Source organism: Paenarthrobacter sp. AB444 (genome assembly GCF_028736865.1).
Lineage (GTDB): Bacteria > Actinomycetota > Actinomycetes > Actinomycetales > Micrococcaceae > Arthrobacter > Arthrobacter nicotinovorans_B.
The window spans coordinates 577,464-592,430 of record NZ_JAQZBY010000001.1 but is presented as its reverse complement, the minus strand read 5'-3'; the positions used below and the strand labels follow the sequence as shown (position 1 = coordinate 592,430).

General features: G+C 63.0%; 15 protein-coding genes. 12 read left to right on the top strand and 3 right to left on the bottom strand.

The features are described from left to right. Window positions 1-27: 27 nt before the first annotated feature. A complete protein-coding gene (locus PQ627_RS02725; protein ID WP_018778688.1) occupies window positions 28-327 on the top strand; it encodes a DUF4193 domain-containing protein in 300 nt (99 codons plus the stop codon). 39 nt (window positions 328-366) lie between these two features. Here PQ627_RS02725 and PQ627_RS02720 read toward each other — a convergent pair whose 3' ends face one another. Continuing rightward, window positions 367-864, bottom strand: a complete 498-nt coding sequence (locus PQ627_RS02720; RefSeq protein ID WP_186313659.1) for a DUF3093 domain-containing protein — start codon at window positions 862-864, stop codon at window positions 367-369. Between the two features lie 94 nt (window positions 865-958). On the opposite strand from PQ627_RS02720, the gene dut reads away from it, so the two are divergent. The 4 genes from dut (at window position 959) to PQ627_RS02700 (ending at window position 3,498) form a co-directional block, all read left to right on the top strand. Next, window positions 959-1,489, top strand: a complete 531-nt coding sequence (dut, locus tag PQ627_RS02715) for a dUTP diphosphatase (RefSeq protein WP_144662520.1) — start codon at window positions 959-961, stop codon at window positions 1,487-1,489. 101 nt (window positions 1,490-1,590) lie between these two features. Continuing rightward, a complete protein-coding gene (locus PQ627_RS02710) occupies window positions 1,591-2,349 on the top strand; it encodes a DUF3710 domain-containing protein (RefSeq protein WP_274258242.1) in 759 nt (252 codons plus the stop codon). Beyond that, window positions 2,342-2,719 carry a hypothetical protein gene (locus PQ627_RS02705; protein ID WP_274258241.1) on the top strand — a complete coding sequence of 126 codons (378 nt, stop codon included), beginning with the start codon at window positions 2,342-2,344 and terminating at the stop codon, window positions 2,717-2,719. Before PQ627_RS02710 ends, PQ627_RS02705 begins: the two co-directional genes overlap by 8 nt. A gap of 104 nt (window positions 2,720-2,823) precedes the next feature. Beyond that, window positions 2,824-3,498 carry a DUF3159 domain-containing protein gene (locus PQ627_RS02700; RefSeq protein ID WP_443192739.1) on the top strand — a complete coding sequence of 225 codons (675 nt, stop codon included), beginning with the start codon at window positions 2,824-2,826 and terminating at the stop codon, window positions 3,496-3,498. Here the strand turns inward: PQ627_RS02700 and PQ627_RS02695 are convergent. Together PQ627_RS02695 and PQ627_RS02690 are read right to left on the bottom strand one after the other, a co-directional pair. Beyond that, the gene (locus PQ627_RS02695; protein WP_274258239.1) at window positions 3,465-4,199 is read right to left on the bottom strand and encodes a potassium channel family protein; all 735 of its coding nucleotides are present in this window, start codon (window positions 4,197-4,199) and stop codon (window positions 3,465-3,467) included. The two genes, PQ627_RS02700 and PQ627_RS02695, sit on opposite strands and share 34 nt — an antisense overlap. Continuing rightward, window positions 4,199-4,870 carry a potassium channel family protein gene (locus PQ627_RS02690; RefSeq protein WP_144662625.1) on the bottom strand — a complete coding sequence of 224 codons (672 nt, stop codon included), beginning with the start codon at window positions 4,868-4,870 and terminating at the stop codon, window positions 4,199-4,201. Before PQ627_RS02690 ends, PQ627_RS02695 begins: the two co-directional genes overlap by 1 nt. A gap of 114 nt (window positions 4,871-4,984) precedes the next feature. On the opposite strand from PQ627_RS02690, the gene PQ627_RS02685 reads away from it, so the two are divergent. From PQ627_RS02685 to PQ627_RS02655, 7 genes are all read left to right on the top strand, one after another. Beyond that, window positions 4,985-6,961: an APC family permease gene (locus tag PQ627_RS02685; RefSeq protein ID WP_274258238.1), complete on the top strand. Its 1,977-nt coding sequence runs from the start codon at window positions 4,985-4,987 to the stop codon at window positions 6,959-6,961. After that, window positions 6,958-8,334, top strand: a complete 1,377-nt coding sequence (locus PQ627_RS02680; RefSeq protein WP_274258237.1) for a class I SAM-dependent RNA methyltransferase — start codon at window positions 6,958-6,960, stop codon at window positions 8,332-8,334. Before PQ627_RS02685 ends, PQ627_RS02680 begins: the two co-directional genes overlap by 4 nt. A gap of 232 nt (window positions 8,335-8,566) precedes the next feature. After that, on the top strand, window positions 8,567-11,374 hold the full coding sequence (gene acnA, locus PQ627_RS02675) for an aconitate hydratase AcnA (protein ID WP_144662514.1): 2,808 nt from the start codon (window positions 8,567-8,569) through the stop codon (window positions 11,372-11,374). Window positions 11,375-11,551: 177 nt separating this feature from the next. Beyond that, window positions 11,552-13,525: a 1-deoxy-D-xylulose-5-phosphate synthase gene (gene dxs / locus PQ627_RS02670; protein ID WP_144662513.1), complete on the top strand. Its 1,974-nt coding sequence runs from the start codon at window positions 11,552-11,554 to the stop codon at window positions 13,523-13,525. Continuing rightward, window positions 13,522-14,091 carry a DUF402 domain-containing protein gene (locus PQ627_RS02665; protein ID WP_274258236.1) on the top strand — a complete coding sequence of 190 codons (570 nt, stop codon included), beginning with the start codon at window positions 13,522-13,524 and terminating at the stop codon, window positions 14,089-14,091. Before dxs ends, PQ627_RS02665 begins: the two co-directional genes overlap by 4 nt. Further along, complete coding sequence (locus PQ627_RS02660; RefSeq protein WP_144662511.1) at window positions 14,088-14,648, top strand: hypothetical protein; 561 nt, start codon at window positions 14,088-14,090, stop codon at window positions 14,646-14,648. The genes PQ627_RS02665 and PQ627_RS02660 overlap by 4 nt, the downstream gene beginning before the upstream one ends. Before the next feature lie 43 nt (window positions 14,649-14,691). Then, window positions 14,692-14,916 (top strand): hypothetical protein, encoded by a 225-nt coding sequence (locus PQ627_RS02655; RefSeq protein WP_144662510.1) that lies wholly within the window; start codon window positions 14,692-14,694, stop codon window positions 14,914-14,916. The last annotated feature ends 51 nt before the right edge of the window (window positions 14,917-14,967 follow it).

Here is a 14,967-nt window from a genome sequence, read left to right as displayed (position 1 = left end):
AGCAGGGACGGAGGACAAGGAAAAACCATGGCTACCGATTACGATGCTCCCCGGAAGACAGAGGAAGACGTCAGTGAGGATTCCCTGGAGGAGCTCAAGACGCGCCAATCGGGAAAACAGTCCTCGGCGGTTGATGTCGATGAGACAGATCTTGCTGACGGGTTCGAACTGCCGGGAGCCGACCTCTCCGGAGAGGAACTCCTGATTCAGGTCATGCCTCCGCAGCCTGATGAGTTCACGTGCTTCAACTGCTTCCTGGTCAAGCACAGGTCCCAAATAGCTGCCGAACGGGGCGGCCATCTGTATTGCACTGAGTGTGAAAGCTGAACCTGAGTGTGAAAGTTGAACAGGACCGGCCGGCTGGCTTCAGGAGCGCGGCGCCGCCAGGGCCGCAACGAGCTCTTCGGGCCTGCGTGTTGATGCCAGCCAGTAAGGAGTGCGGTCGGCCGGATCGGTGATCTCGATTTTGACCACGGGATCGATCCAGCCACGGAAGCACATGTAGGCCAATCCGTTCAGGCGCGGCCCGCGCTCAGCTGTCGCTTCGGCCTTCCTGAACGCCTGGACTGAACCTACGAACGCACGGTCAATGCTGGCCCGGCCCACCCGGACGGTGTCTGAGGTGACCGTGATGGTGGGCGTGGAAAGGACCAGCATGGTGGTCATGATGGCCAGCAAAGCAAGGGCAGCAATGGCGGCCGCGGCCGGGCTGATGGGGCCGAACATCAGCAGCCCGGCGCTTGAGAGTCCGACGACGACGATCCAGATCCACAACGAGGGCCAGAGTTTCTCCGTGTACAGGACTCCTGAAGGGGAGGGGGTGTTCCGGGCAGGCACGGACGAGGACTGGTCAGGCGTAGGCATGTCCCCAGTTTATCCGGCCACCAGGGGCCGGGAGTCCGCCGGGGCAGCGACCACGGGAAAACAGCAAATGCCAGTAACAGTAGAATGGACCACTGTGAGCAATGAGACCGCAGTATTCAGTGAAGACGCCGTAAGCCCCGATGTAGAGGCGGCCACCAGTTATGGGGCCCCGACCTTGGACGTTCAGCTGAAAATGCTCGACGACGGCCTGGAAGCGCCGTCGTACGCCCACCCCGGCGACGCTGGAGCTGATCTCCGGGCACGCGAGGATGTGCACCTGGCCCCTGGAGAGCGCAAGCTGGTTCCGACGGGAGTCTCCATTGCCCTGCCGGACGGCTTCGTTGCCCTTATCCATCCGCGTTCGGGGCTCGCTACCAAACACGGACTGACTGTCGTCAACGCACCGGGAACCGTGGACGCGGGCTACAGGGGCGAAATAGCAGTGACCCTGCTGAACACCGACCAAAGCAACCCCATCAGCCTCAAGCGCGGCGACAGGATTGCCCAGATGGTGATCCAGAGGGTCGAGTACGCACGGTTCGTCACCGTTGACCAGTTGTCCGAATCGGTCCGTGGCACTGGAGGATTCGGCTCTACCGGCGGATTCAACGCACCCAAGGCCTGAGCCGGCTGCTCCCAGCGACGATTGACGCCGTGGTCTGGTTAACGTGCACCAACCTGGTTGCGGTTTACTTGGGGATAGATCACTACTAAGGAGAAAACCCAATGCTTTTTGGGCGCGGTAAAAAGTCCAAGGCCGAGCGGGCAGACAGCGCCGGCACCGTCGAGGAATCCGGTGCAGGTTCTGAGGAGACCCCGGCCGCCGGGGACCGCGTTCCCGGCGACTTCCGCCTCGGCAAGGGACCGCTGGACGTTGATGAGATTGACAGCCGCGAAGGTTATGTGGATCTCGGTGCCCTCCTGATCGCTCCCTCTGAAGGCCTCCAGCTCCGTTTGGAGGTGGAGGAGGCTACCCAGCGTGTCGTCGCCGTGACCCTGGACCTGGGTGGCTCCAGTCTGCAGCTTCAGGCCTTTGCTGCCCCCCGCTCCGAAGGGCTCTGGGATGAAATCCGGGAGCAGATCTCCCAGTCCGTGGCCAGCCAGGGCGGCGAGACCGAGGAAATCCAGGGCGAGTTCGGAACAGAGCTTGTGGCCAAGCTGCCTGCCGAAGCTGCTGACGGAAGCAAGGGCTTCCGCGCCGCACGTTTCATGGGCGTGGATGGACCGCGTTGGTTCCTTCGCGGCGTCCTGGGCGGACAGGCGGCCTTGGAACGTGACGCTGCTGCAGACCTTGAGGAACTGTTCCGCCGCGTGGTGGTGGTCCGCGGTGACAATCCGATGCCTCCGCGCGAATTGCTGCAGCTGCGCTTGCCCAAGGATGCCGCTGTACCTGGCCAGGCCGGTGCTCCCCAAGGTGCCGTCCCGCCGTCGGGCCCTTCTTTGCAGCAGCCTGAGCGAGGCCCGGAGACCACCCAGATTGGCTGATTTGCCAGGCAACGGTGGAGTGGCTGCCCAACCTCCCGTGGAGGTGGGGATCCGTGACCTTCCCGAACGGGGAAAGGTCGTGTGCGTCGGTTTCATCGAGTCCGTGACGCACCAGCCGCCCAGCACGCAACCGTTCTTCTCCGCCATCGTGGTGGACGCGTTGCGTCCTGGAGTTCAAGCGCCGTCTACGGCTGCGGGCTCCAGGAAACAGTACGATCGCTTACGTGTGATCTGGCTGGGACGCACGCGGGTGCCCGGCATCGAGGCGGGCGTTGAACTTCGCCTCGACGGAATGGTGACCCAGCTCGACGGCTTCCCTGCCATGTTCAACCCGCGCTACGAAATACTTTCCCGTCAGGAGCACCTATGACCGTGGCCAACGGATCAGAGCCCAAGGACAGCGGGTCGTCCTCGCACCAGCAGGGCAGCACCGATCCCGCGGATGCGCCCAAGCCCGCCGGCGAAGGCCCGCGCATGTCCGACATCGCCGCCGGGTACGCCGAGAAAGCCGGACTCCACCGCAACAGCGCCGGCCACGTCGACATGCTGAAGTCGGCCGGCGGCGTGCAGGGCATCGCCGAGAGCATCTTCCCGGGGCTTGTCTTCCTGGTGACCTTCACCATCACACGCGACCTGACGCCGTCGCTCATTGCGGCACTTGCTGCCGCCGCAGTCTTCACGGTCGTGCGCCTCATCCAGCGGCGCCCCTTGACGCAGGCGCTGGCAGGCGTTGTCGGCGTCGGCATCTCGGCCTGGTTGGCGAACACCACCGGCAAGGCCGAGGACTTCTATGTGCTGGGCTTCTTCACCAACCTGGCCTACATCGCCGCCATGGTGCTTTCGATCGTGCTCAAATGGCCTGTTGCCGGCCTGCTTTTCGGCTTCGTGCGCAACGAGGGACTCGAATGGCGGAAGGACCCGGAACGGCTCCGTGCCTACAAGCTGGGCACGTGGATCGTGGTGGCCGTGCTGGCCTTGCGCCTGGTGGTGCAAGTACCGCTGTATTTCATGGGCGAGGCCGGATTGACCGCCCTGGCCACTACCCGGCTCCTGATGGGTGCACCGCTTTACATCCTGGGCTTGTGGGTTGCCTGGCTTGTGACCAAGCCGGCAGTTCAGCCGTCGAAGCCGTCGTCGTCAGAGACGTGATCGGCTTCTTCGGCGTGTTCCCCGCGCGCCTCGCCTGTCGGTGAATTCCTCGATAACAAGGCACGGAGGCCGTTTTCGGCTGCAATGGTGGTGACGAAGAACAGTTCGTCACCGCCGTCCAGGACGTCATCGCGGGTAGGGGTAATAGGGGCCTGGTCGCGCAGGATGGCCACAAGCGTGGCATCTTCCGGCCACTCGATGTCGCCCACCGTACTTCCAATGACATGGGAGTCATGCGGAACCGTGAATTCGACAATGGACGCGACACCGGTTTGCAGGGTCAGCAGGCGCACGATGTCGCCAATCTCCACCGCTTCCTCGACGAGGGCCGTCATGAGCTGCGGGGTATTGACCGCGACGTCTACGCCCCAGGAGTCGTTGAACATCCAGTCGTTCTTCGGGTTGTTGACGCGTCCCACCGTACGTCCCACGCCAAATTCGGTTTTGGCCAGGAGTGAGACCACCAGGTTGACTTTGTCGTCGCCGGTGGCCGAAACCACGACGTCGGCATCGTCAAGTTTGGCGTCCTGCAGGGTGCTCAACTCGCAGGCATCGCCCACCAGCCAGCGGGCGCCCCGGAGTCCACTGCGTCCGATGACTTCGGGCTTGAGATCGATCAACAGGATCTGGTGTTGATGGGCCAGCAGCTCACGCGCGATGGACGAGCCGACGCTGCCTGCGCCAACGATGACAACTTTCACTAAGACTCCTTGGCGGGTGCTTTGGCGAGGATCCGGCTGATCTCGGAAGTGCGTTCCAGGTTCAACATGGCGTGGACAGTGTCGCCTTCCTGGTAGGCGGTGCCGGCCTGGGGGAGCAGGCCCTCGCCGAAACGGGTCAGGAAAGCGATGCGGATACCTGCGGCCTGTTCGATGGAGCTGAGCCTGTGGCCGATCCATTCCGGGTGAAGGTCCACTTCGGCCAGGACCAGGCGTCCGGACGGTTCGCGGTAATCGCCTGCCAAATGCTGTTCGGGCAGGATCCGGCGGAGGACCTGGTCGGCGCTCCAGCGCACCGCGGCAACCGTGGGGATTCCCAGGCGCTGGTAGATTTCTGCGCGCCCGGGATCGTAGATGCGTGCCACAACGTGGGCGACGTGGAAGGTCTCGCGGGCTACACGGGTGGCCAGGATGTTGGAGTTGTCACCGCTCGAGACCGCCGCGAATGCGTAGGCCTCCTGCACGCCTGCTTGCTTAAGGGTGTCCCGGTCGAAGCCGACACCAGTGACTTTCCGCCCGGTGAAGGACTTGCGCAAACGGCGGAAGGCCCGCTCGTCCTGATCGATGATGGCCACCGAATGGCCTGCATCCTCCAAAGTGTGTGCCAGGGTTGCGCCAACACGCCCGCAACCCATGATCACGAAGTGAGCCACCATGTCTCCTAATGTGTGTCGTCCCTGCCGCTCGGTATGACTTTACCGTTGCCACGTGGCTAAGCACGTCTTCGCCGTCATGACATCGCAGGGTATTCAGAGTAGCTTTGCGGAGTGCTGACAATTTTGAATGCCGCGAAGCGGGTGCTGGTGGGCCGGCCCTTCCGGAACGACCGGCTGTCCCACACGCTGCTGCCCAAACGCATCGCTTTGCCGATCTTCGCCTCGGACGCCTTGTCTTCGGTAGCGTACGCACCGGACGAAATCCTGCTCACACTCGCCCTTGCCGGCGTCAGCGCAGTGGCGTTTTCACCGTTGGTTGGCCTCGCCGTCATGGTGGTATTGCTCACAGTCGTGGCGTCCTATCGCCAGAATGTCCACGCCTACCCTTCCGGTGGCGGCGATTACGAGATCGCGAACGTCAATCTTGGCAAGTACGCCGGCCTGACCGTTGCGTCGGCCTTGCTGGTGGATTATGTCCTCACTGTTGCGGTGTCGATGTCTTCGGCGGCCACGTATCTGACGACTGCCATCCCGTCACTTCATGGACAGCAAGCCCTCATTGCCACCATCGGTGTGATCATCCTCGCGCTGGTCAACCTGCGGGGCATCAAAGAGGCCGGCACCGTGTTCGCTGTTCCCACCTACATCTTCATGGCGTCCATCCTTGGCATGACCGCGGTGGGTATCTTCCAGGCAGCCACAGGCCAGCTGGGGGAGGCGCCGTCTGCGCACTTCACCATTGTTCCCGCACCCGGTTTCGATGAAGGCCTGGTTGGCCTGGCCGGTGCCTTCCTGCTGCTTCGTGCCTTCTCCTCGGGCGCGGCAGCCCTGACAGGTGTCGAAGCCATCAGCAACGGCGTACCCAACTTCAAGAAGCCCAAGAGCAAGAACGCAGCAACGACCTTGCTGCTGCTTGGTGTCATCGCTGCCTCCATGTTGGCCGGCATCCTGTATCTGGCCAACGCCACCAAGGTACATATCGTGCTGGACCCGGCCCAGGAGTTTTTGGTGGACGGCAAGCCTCTGGACGAGGGGTATATCCAGACTCCGGCGATCAGCCAGATCGCCGACACGATCTTCGGGGCCGGTTCCATACCTTTCTATGTGGTGGTGGCAGCCACGGGCATCATCCTTGTGTTTGCTTCCAATACAGCCTTCAACGGATTCCCGGTTCTGGGCTCCATCCTCGCCCAGGATGGCTACCTTCCGCGCCAGCTGCGGACCCGCGGCGACAGGCTCGCCTTCAGCAACGGCGTCCTGGCCCTGGCAGCGGGAGCGCTGGTGCTGGTCCTGGCGTTCAATGCAGATGTCACCAAGCTGATCCAGCTGTACATCGTGGGTGTCTTCATTTCCTTTACAGCCAGCCAACTTGGCATGATCCGCCACTGGGGTCGCGAGCTGAAGCTGGCGAAGGACAAAGTTGTCCGCCGCAGGATCATCAAATCCCGCACCATCAACATGATGGGCTTCGGCATGACGGCACTGGTGCTCGTCATTGTCCTGATCACCAAGTTCGAGCAGGGAGCCTGGATTGCCTTGCTCGCCATGTTCATCCTGTTCCTCATCATGTGGAGCATCCGCGCCCACTATGACAACGTGGCCAAGGAGCTCGCCGTGGACGAGGACTCCTCCCCACGCGCCCTGCCGACACGTGTCCATGCTGTGCTCCTGGTCTCGCACGTCCGCAAGCCCGTTCTGCGGGCCCTGGCCTATGCCCGCGCTTCGCGGCCCTCCCGGCTGGACGCCGTGACCGTTGACATCAACTCCGAAGAGACCGAACACACCGTCAGGGACTGGGAAAAACTGGAAATTCCCGTCCCGCTGACAGTATTGGCCAGCCCCTACCGCGAGACCGTGACGCCCATCATGGATTACATCAAGAACATGCGCCGCGACTCGCCACGTGACCTCATCGTCGTCTACATCCCCGAGTACGTGGTGGGCAAATGGTGGGAACAGCTGGTCCACAACCAGACAGCACTCAGAATCAAGACGAGGCTCCACTTTGAACCCGGAGTCATGGTTGCCAGCGTTCCCTGGCAGCTGAAATCGTCCGAAGAAGCAAAGGCACTGCAGGATACCCAATGACCTCCCACAGCAATTCCGCCCTCACGGGGCACAGCGATACCCCTGGAAACCAAGCAGTGGAAGGCAATGAAGCGGTCGTCACCGTCGGTCCCATCGCCCATGGCGGGCATTTCGTAGCGCGCCACGAAGGCCGGGTCATCTTCGTCCGCCATGCCATCCCCGGTGAGAAGGTCCGTATCAGGTTGACCGACGCCGGTGAGTCGTCGCGCTTCTGGCGTGCCGACGTCGTCGAGGTCCTTGAACCCTCACCCGATCGCGTTCCCCATTTCTGGAAGCCGGCCGACGCCCTGGCCTCCTGGAAACGCGGCACCCCTCCTGTCGGCGGTGCCGAGCTGGGGCATATCTCCCTTGCCAGGCAGCGGGAGCTGAAAGCAGACGTCCTGGCTGAGCAGTTGAAGCGGCTCGCGGGCCTCGACCTCGCCACTGAGGTGGAGGCCGTAGGAGCTTCCGACGACGGCGGACTCGGCTGGCGCACGCGCGCCAGCTTCGCGGTAACGCCCAACGGTCGCCTGGGAATGCACGCGCATCGATCTGACGTGGTGCTGCCCATCAAGGAGATGCCGCTGGCACTTCAAGGAATCAACGATCTCCGGTTATGGGATGTCGATCTTTCCGGCATTGCCCGGGTCGAGGTCGCCGTTCCCTCCAACGGTTCCCGGCCCCTGGTGCTGCTGGCGCCGGAAGAGGGCACCAGCCCCAAAAGGCTGCACAGCATCGTCTCCCAACTTCCCCACGACGTCTCGGTGGCGGCCTTTGAGCCGGGCAAGGCCGAGGTTCGGCAACTCCGGGGGAGGACGTGGGTGCAGGAGAGTGCCGCCGGCCACGAGTACCGGGTCACCGGTGAGGGTTTCTGGCAAATCCACAAGGAAGCGCCGGACACGCTGGCGGGCGCGGTGACCGACTATCTTTCCGGGGGTGGGTATTTGCACCCCGGCGCTGCCGTGGCCGATCTGTACGCCGGTGCGGGACTGTTTACGGCCCTTCTGGCGGATGTTGTGGGGGTGACCGGTACGGTTCTGTCGGTCGAAGGCTCCCCGGGAACCAGCCGGGACGCGCGGAAAAACCTCCATGGAGCACCCCAGGTGGAGATCATCCAGGGAAGGGTGGAGCGGGTGCTGCATCAGCGTGCCCGCAGTTTCGACTCCTTGGTGCTGGACCCGCCGCGAGCCGGCGCCGGCAAGGCAGTGGTCAAGCAACTGATGGCCACCGGCCCCCGCGCCATCGCCTATGTGTCCTGCGATCCCGCGTCCTTTGCGCGTGATCTGGGTTACTTCCACCAGGGCGGCTGGCGGCTTGAGTCGCTGCGCGCCTTTGATCTTTACCCCCACACGCACCACTTGGAAACTGTCGGCCTGCTTGTCCCGGCAGCATAAGGGGGCCGGCCGCCGGTCCGCGGGAGACTGCGGTCGCGGCGGCTTTGGTGGCTCCTGCCCTCCACGGAGATAAAGCCACTACGATGGGCCTAGTAGTCCCGTTCCGTTGGATGCGAAGGCCTCCAGGGGCGGGGTGACCAACAAAGATGCCGCCCGGCTAAGTAAGGTGCGCCTAACTGGCTAGCGGCCAACCACGCGACAAAGATGAAACTGTTGCGAGAGGAGTCCTGCCATGAGCACTGTGGACAGCTTCGGTTCCAAAGGCGTACTGAATGTAGCCGGCACCGACTATGAAATTTTCCGGTTGAACTCCGTAGAGGGCGCAGACAGCCTTCCGTTCAGCCTTAAGGTATTGCTTGAAAACCTCCTGCGGACTGAGGATGGCGCCAATATAACGGCTGACCATGTCCGCGCCCTTGCCGGTTGGGACCCCAATGCGGAGCCCGACACGGAAATCCAGTTCACCCCGGCACGTGTCATCATGCAGGACTTCACTGGTGTTCCCTGCGTCGTCGACCTCGCCACCATGCGTGAAGCCGTCAAGGAGCTTGGCGGCGACCCCAAGCGCGTCAACCCGCTGGCGCCGGCAGAAATGGTCATCGACCACTCCGTCCAGATCGATGCTTTCGGTAACTCCGGCGCGCTGGAGCGCAACATGGAGATCGAATACCAGCGCAATGGTGAGCGCTACCAATTCCTTCGCTGGGGCCAGACGGCTTTCGATGACTTCAAGGTTGTTCCTCCGGGAACCGGCATCGTCCACCAGGTCAACATCGAATACCTGGCACGCACGGTCATGACCCGCGAGGTCGACGGTGTGCTTCGCGCCTACCCCGACACCTGCGTCGGTACCGACTCCCACACCACCATGGTCAACGGCCTCGGTGTCCTGGGCTGGGGCGTTGGCGGCATTGAAGCCGAGGCAGCGATGCTCGGCCAGCCCGTCTCCATGCTGATTCCCCGCGTTGTCGGCTTCAAGCTCAACGGCAGCATCCCCGCAGGCGCCACGGCCACCGACGTCGTGCTGACCATCACCGAAATGCTCCGCAAGCACGGTGTGGTTGGCAAGTTCGTGGAGTTCTACGGCGAGGGCGTTGCGGCTGTGCCGCTGGCCAACCGTGCAACCATCGGCAACATGAGCCCGGAATTCGGTTCCACGGCTGCCATGTTCCCGATCGACGACGTCACGCTTGACTACCTGCGCCTGACGGGCCGCTCCGAAGAGAACGTCTCCCTCGTGGAGGCATACGCCAAGGAACAGGGCCTCTGGCACGATCCTTCCCGCGAACTGCGCTTCTCCGAGTTCCTCGAACTGGACCTCTCCACTGTTGTGCCGTCCATCTCGGGCCCGAAGCGTCCCCAGGACCGCATTGAGCTCACGGACGCCAAGGAGCAGTTCCGCAAGGATATCCACAACTACGTCGCCATCGAAGACGGCAGTGTGGACGAGGCCTTGGACGAGACCTTCCCGGCCTCGGACGCCCCGTCGTTCACGCACGCTGACTCGCACACCACGGAGACGGACCGTGTCTTCTCGGCAGCCAACGGCGCCAACGGCCGCCCGTCGTCGCCGGTGAAGGTCACCACGGCCGACGGCCGCGAGTTCGAACTGGACCACGGCGCAGTATCGATCGCATCGATCACCTCCTGCACCAACACGTCCAACCCCTCGGTGATGCTTGCTGCAGCCCTGCTTGCCCGCAACGCCGTTGACAAGGGCCTCACCTCCAAGCCGTGGGTCAAGACCTCCGTTGCTCCCGGTTCCAAGGTAGTCACCGACTACTACGAGAAGTCCGGACTGACCCCGTACCTGGAGAAGCTTGGCTTCTACATCGTGGGTTACGGCTGTGCCACCTGCATCGGTAACTCCGGCCCGCTCGAGCCGGAAATCTCCGAAGCGATCCAGGCGAACGACCTCTCCGTGACGGCTGTCCTTTCCGGTAACCGTAACTTCGAAGGCCGCATCAACCCGGACGTCAAGATGAACTACCTGGCGTCCCCGCCCCTGGTCATCGCCTACGCCCTTGCCGGTTCCATGGACTTCGACTTCGACACCGACGCCCTGGGCACGGACTCCGAAGGCAACGAGGTCTTCCTCAAGGACATCTGGCCGAACCCCACCGAGGTCCAGCAAGTCATCGACTCCTCCATCGACGAGGGCATGTTTGCCAAGGGCTACGAAGGCGTCTTCGACGGCGACGAGCGCTGGAAGGCACTCGACACTCCTGCCGGTGACACCTTCGCCTGGGACCAGGACTCCACGTACGTCCGGAAGCCCCCATACTTCGAAGGCATGAAGGCCCAGCCGGATCCCGTCCAGGACATCCAGGGTGCCCGCGTGCTCCTGAAGCTTGGCGACTCCGTCACTACCGACCACATTTCCCCGGCCGGTTCCTTCAAGTCGGACACTCCTGCAGGCCAGTACCTGCTGGCCAACGGTGTGGAGCGCAAGGACTTCAACTCCTACGGTTCGCGCCGTGGCAACCACGAAGTCATGATCCGTGGCACCTTCGCCAACATCCGTATCAAGAACCAGCTCCTGGATGGCGTTGAAGGTGGCTTCACCCGCGACTTCACCCAGGAAGGCGCACCGCAGGCCTACGTCTACGACGCCGCCCAGAACTACCAGGCCGCAGGAACGCCCCTGGTTGTCCTGGCCGGCAAGGAGTACGGTTCCGGCTCGTCCCGTGACTGGGCAGCCAAGGGTACCGCCCTCCTGGGCGTCAAGGCAGTCATCGCCGAAAGCTACGAGCGTATCCACCGCTCCAACCTGATCGGCATGGGTGTTCTTCCGCTGCAGTTCCCCGCAGGAGAATCCGCTGCGACCCTCGGCCTCTCCGGCACGGAGACCTTCTCCGTGGAAGGCGTCACCGAGCTGAACAACGGCACCACGCCGAAGACCCTCAAGGTCACGGCAACGGCTGAGGATGGCTCGTCCAAGTCCTTCGATGCCGTGCTGCGCATCGACACCCCGGGTGAAGCGGACTACTACCGCAACGGTGGCATCCTGCAGTACGTCCTGCGGCAGATCTCCGCATAGCGAATCCGGCTGGTCACAGCTGATTCCGCGCCATGCAGCCCCGGCTGGTCATCCGACCGGCCGGGGCTGCTGGCGTCCAGGACAGCTGGCGCCCCAGCGGTGATGCCGCCGGGAAACGCGTGGACTCCGGGCACGCGCTAAAGTTAACGAGCACGTCATTCACCCTAAGGAGGGCCGTTGGGACTTTTGGAAACCGTCAAGGATCCACAGGACCTGGCCAAACTGTCCGGCAAAGAGCTGGAAGAACTGGCCGGCGAAATCAGGGCCTTCCTGATCACCAACGTCGCCGCGACAGGCGGGCATCTAGGTCCGAACCTGGGTGTGGTTGAACTTACCCTCGCCGTCCATCGGATGTTCGATTCCCCGCGCGACAGCATCATTTTCGACACGGGGCACCAGTCCTACGTGCACAAGCTCCTGACCGGGCGGCAGGACTTCAGCACCCTTCGCCAGCAGGGCGGCCTGTCAGGCTATCCCGACCGTGCCGAGTCCGAGCACGACATCGTGGAGAGTTCCCATGCGTCATCGTCACTGTCCTGGGCGGACGGCATTTCCCGTGCCCGCCAGCTGACCGGCGAAGGCGACCGGTTCGTCGTCGCCATTGTCGGTGACGGTGCCCTGACCGGTGGCATGACCTGGGAGGCCATCAACAACATTGCCGCGGACAAGCGGCGTCGCGTCGTGATCGTGGTCAATGACAATGGGCGTTCCTATGCCCCCACCGTCGGCGGTCTGGCTGATTACCTCGCCTCGCTTCGACCCACCATCGACTCCCTCCGCACGGCTCCGGCCTACGAGCGAATGCTCGATTGGTGGAAGAAGAAGCTGCAGAACGGCGGCCCCGCCGGGCAGTTCACCTATAAGAGCCTGCATGCCATGAAGAAGGGCATCAAGGACTGGTGGGCTCCGCAGGGCATGTTCGAGGACCTCGGCATGAAGTACATCGGGCCTGTGGACGGACACAACCTCCAAGCCATGGAGCATGCGCTAAACACCGCCAAGGCTTACGGCGGTCCGGTGATCGTGCACGCCATGACCGAAAAAGGCCACGGCTATGCTCCGGCGCTGGCCAACGAGGCGGACCAGTTCCACGCCGTAGGCATCATCGACCCGGAGACGGGGGAGTCCACCGAAACTCCCGGAGCCAGGTCCTGGACCTCGGTGTTCGCCGAGGAGATCGCCGATATTGCCGATGAACGTGAGGACATTGTCGGCATTACCGGTGCCATGCTTATTCCGGTGGGGCTGCACAAGTTCGCAGAGCGCCACCCGGAGCGCGTTATCGACGTGGGAATTGCCGAGCAGCACGCGCTGACCTCGGCCGCGGGAATGGCCTTTGGCGGCCTGCATCCGGTCGTTGCGGTGTACGCAACATTCTTGAACCGTGCCTTCGACCAGCTCCTCATGGATGTGGCGCTGCACAAGGCCGGTGTCACGGTTGTCCTCGACCGTGCCGGCGTGACCGGTCCCGATGGCCCCAGCCATCACGGCATGTGGGACATGGCAATGGTTCAGATCGTTCCGGGCCTGCATCTGGCTGCCCCGCGTGATGCCACCCGGCTCCGTGAGGAACTGCGCGAGGCCGTCGCCATCAATGACGCTCCGACCGTGGTCCGTTTCTCCAAGGGCAGTGTCGGCTCGGAAGTCGAAGCCATTGAACGGCTCCACGACGGCGTGGACATCCTCGCCCGCAGGCCCGAGGGATCCACTGAGAACGACGTCCTGATCGTCAGTGTTGGTGCGATGTCGGAGCTGGCCCTTGATGTGGCCGGCCGTCTGGGCGCGCAAGGCATCAGCTCGACTGTGGTTGATCCGCGTTGGGTCCTTCCCGTCAGGAAATCAATCATTGCTTTGGCGGCCCGGCACCGGTTGGTGATCTGCATCGAGGACGGAGTCCGAGCCGGCGGCGTCGGTTCACGTATTCGGCAGGAAATGCGCGCAGCAGGGGTGGATACCGCTCTGAATGAAGTCGGTCTGCCTGTCGAGTTCCTGGTGCACGGCTCCCGCGGACAGGTGCTGGAACGCGTTGGGCTCACCGCCCAAAAGATCACGCACGACGTCGTTGCCCAGGTTTTGGGGACAAAGGTCCCCTTCGCGCGGCCCCTCCCGGGCCAGGAGCACCCGACCACCGGCAGCTTGCCCACTCTGTGAGGAACGATCGCGGACCGGGCGCGCTGCTGCCCGGCGACCTCGTAGTGTCGCGGAACAGGAAATTCGATGGCACGGCCCACTGGGTGGTGCCCGGCCGTTACCTCGGTGAGGACATCCACGGCTGGTGGATTTTCCAGGGCAAAGGGGAGTTCTGCTCCCGCCCGGGAGCGGCCTTCTACACCGCCTCCGATTGCTTGTTGCTGGTTCCCCGGACAGGCGAGTTCGTGGCGACGTTCTACGACGACAGCTACCCGGGGGATTTCCGGATTTACGTGGATCTTGCCACCGCCCACGACTGGACTCCCATCAAGCCGGGAGTCACCGAGTTCCACATGATCGACATGGATTTGGACGTTATCCACTCCACCGTGCGTGGGGTGTTCGTTGATGACGAAGACGAGTTTGAGCAACACCGGGTGGCCATGGGCTATCCGGAAGAAACCGTGGACGCCATGCGCACTGAATGCGCAGCGCTATTGGAGGCTGTCCACTCCATGCAAGCACCATTCAACATCCAGGACCCGAACAGTCCGAGCGCCGAATGGTTCAGGAAGGGACGCGCGTGAGCGGCATCATCCGGACATACAAGACAGACGACGAGGGTGTGCTCCACTTTCGGGAGGCCTGGTACGACGAGGACGACAAGCAGTTCGTCGTCAACCACGGCGTCGTAGGGCACCAGAGCAAGACCAATGAAACCGACGTCAGTGACGATTCTTCCGTTGAGGGATTGATGGCCGCCTTCGCTGCCCAGTGCGAGGAAGACGGCTACGCCGAGATTCCCGAGTCGGAGCAGTTCTGGGTGGTGGCGCAGATTGCACTCAAGACAAAGGACGGCACCGAGCGTGACCGGCATCTTGAACGAAAAGCCAAGACGGCCCTGACCGGGGAGCTGGCATGGCGTGGCCTGGGCGTCGTGGACCGCTCCGAAATCGGCAACGGCCACCTCAACATCTTCTGCCTCTGCCCGGACGTCAACAAGGCCGTGAACGCCATCAAGATCTGTGTCCGCGGGGAAGACCTGGACTTTACCAAGCTCACCGTGGCTGCTGCGCCCTATGCCGATCCCACGGCATTCAAGGTTAAGCACTCGCCCAAGCAGGGCCTTGGCTTTAGTCTCTAAGTAGCACCCTCAGCACTGGCTCCATCGCATCAGGAGGATCCCCATGCCGTCAAAGAGTAATTGGCCCGGACATACACCTCTGCCGAAAGGACTGGCGGCGCCTGCCAAGCGGGCTCTGGCCCACCAGGGCATAGAGACGTTGGAGCAGCTGGCCGAGTATGGGGAAGGGCAGGTCTCCAAACTCCACGGGATGGGGCCGGTGGCCATTGCCCAGCTTGAGGATGCCATGGAGGAATCAGGAATCTCCTACGGAGCTGCGGGCAACTAAGCGTTTTGTTGCCCAGGGTGACTATCTCGCCTTGAGGGCGGGATAGGCTGG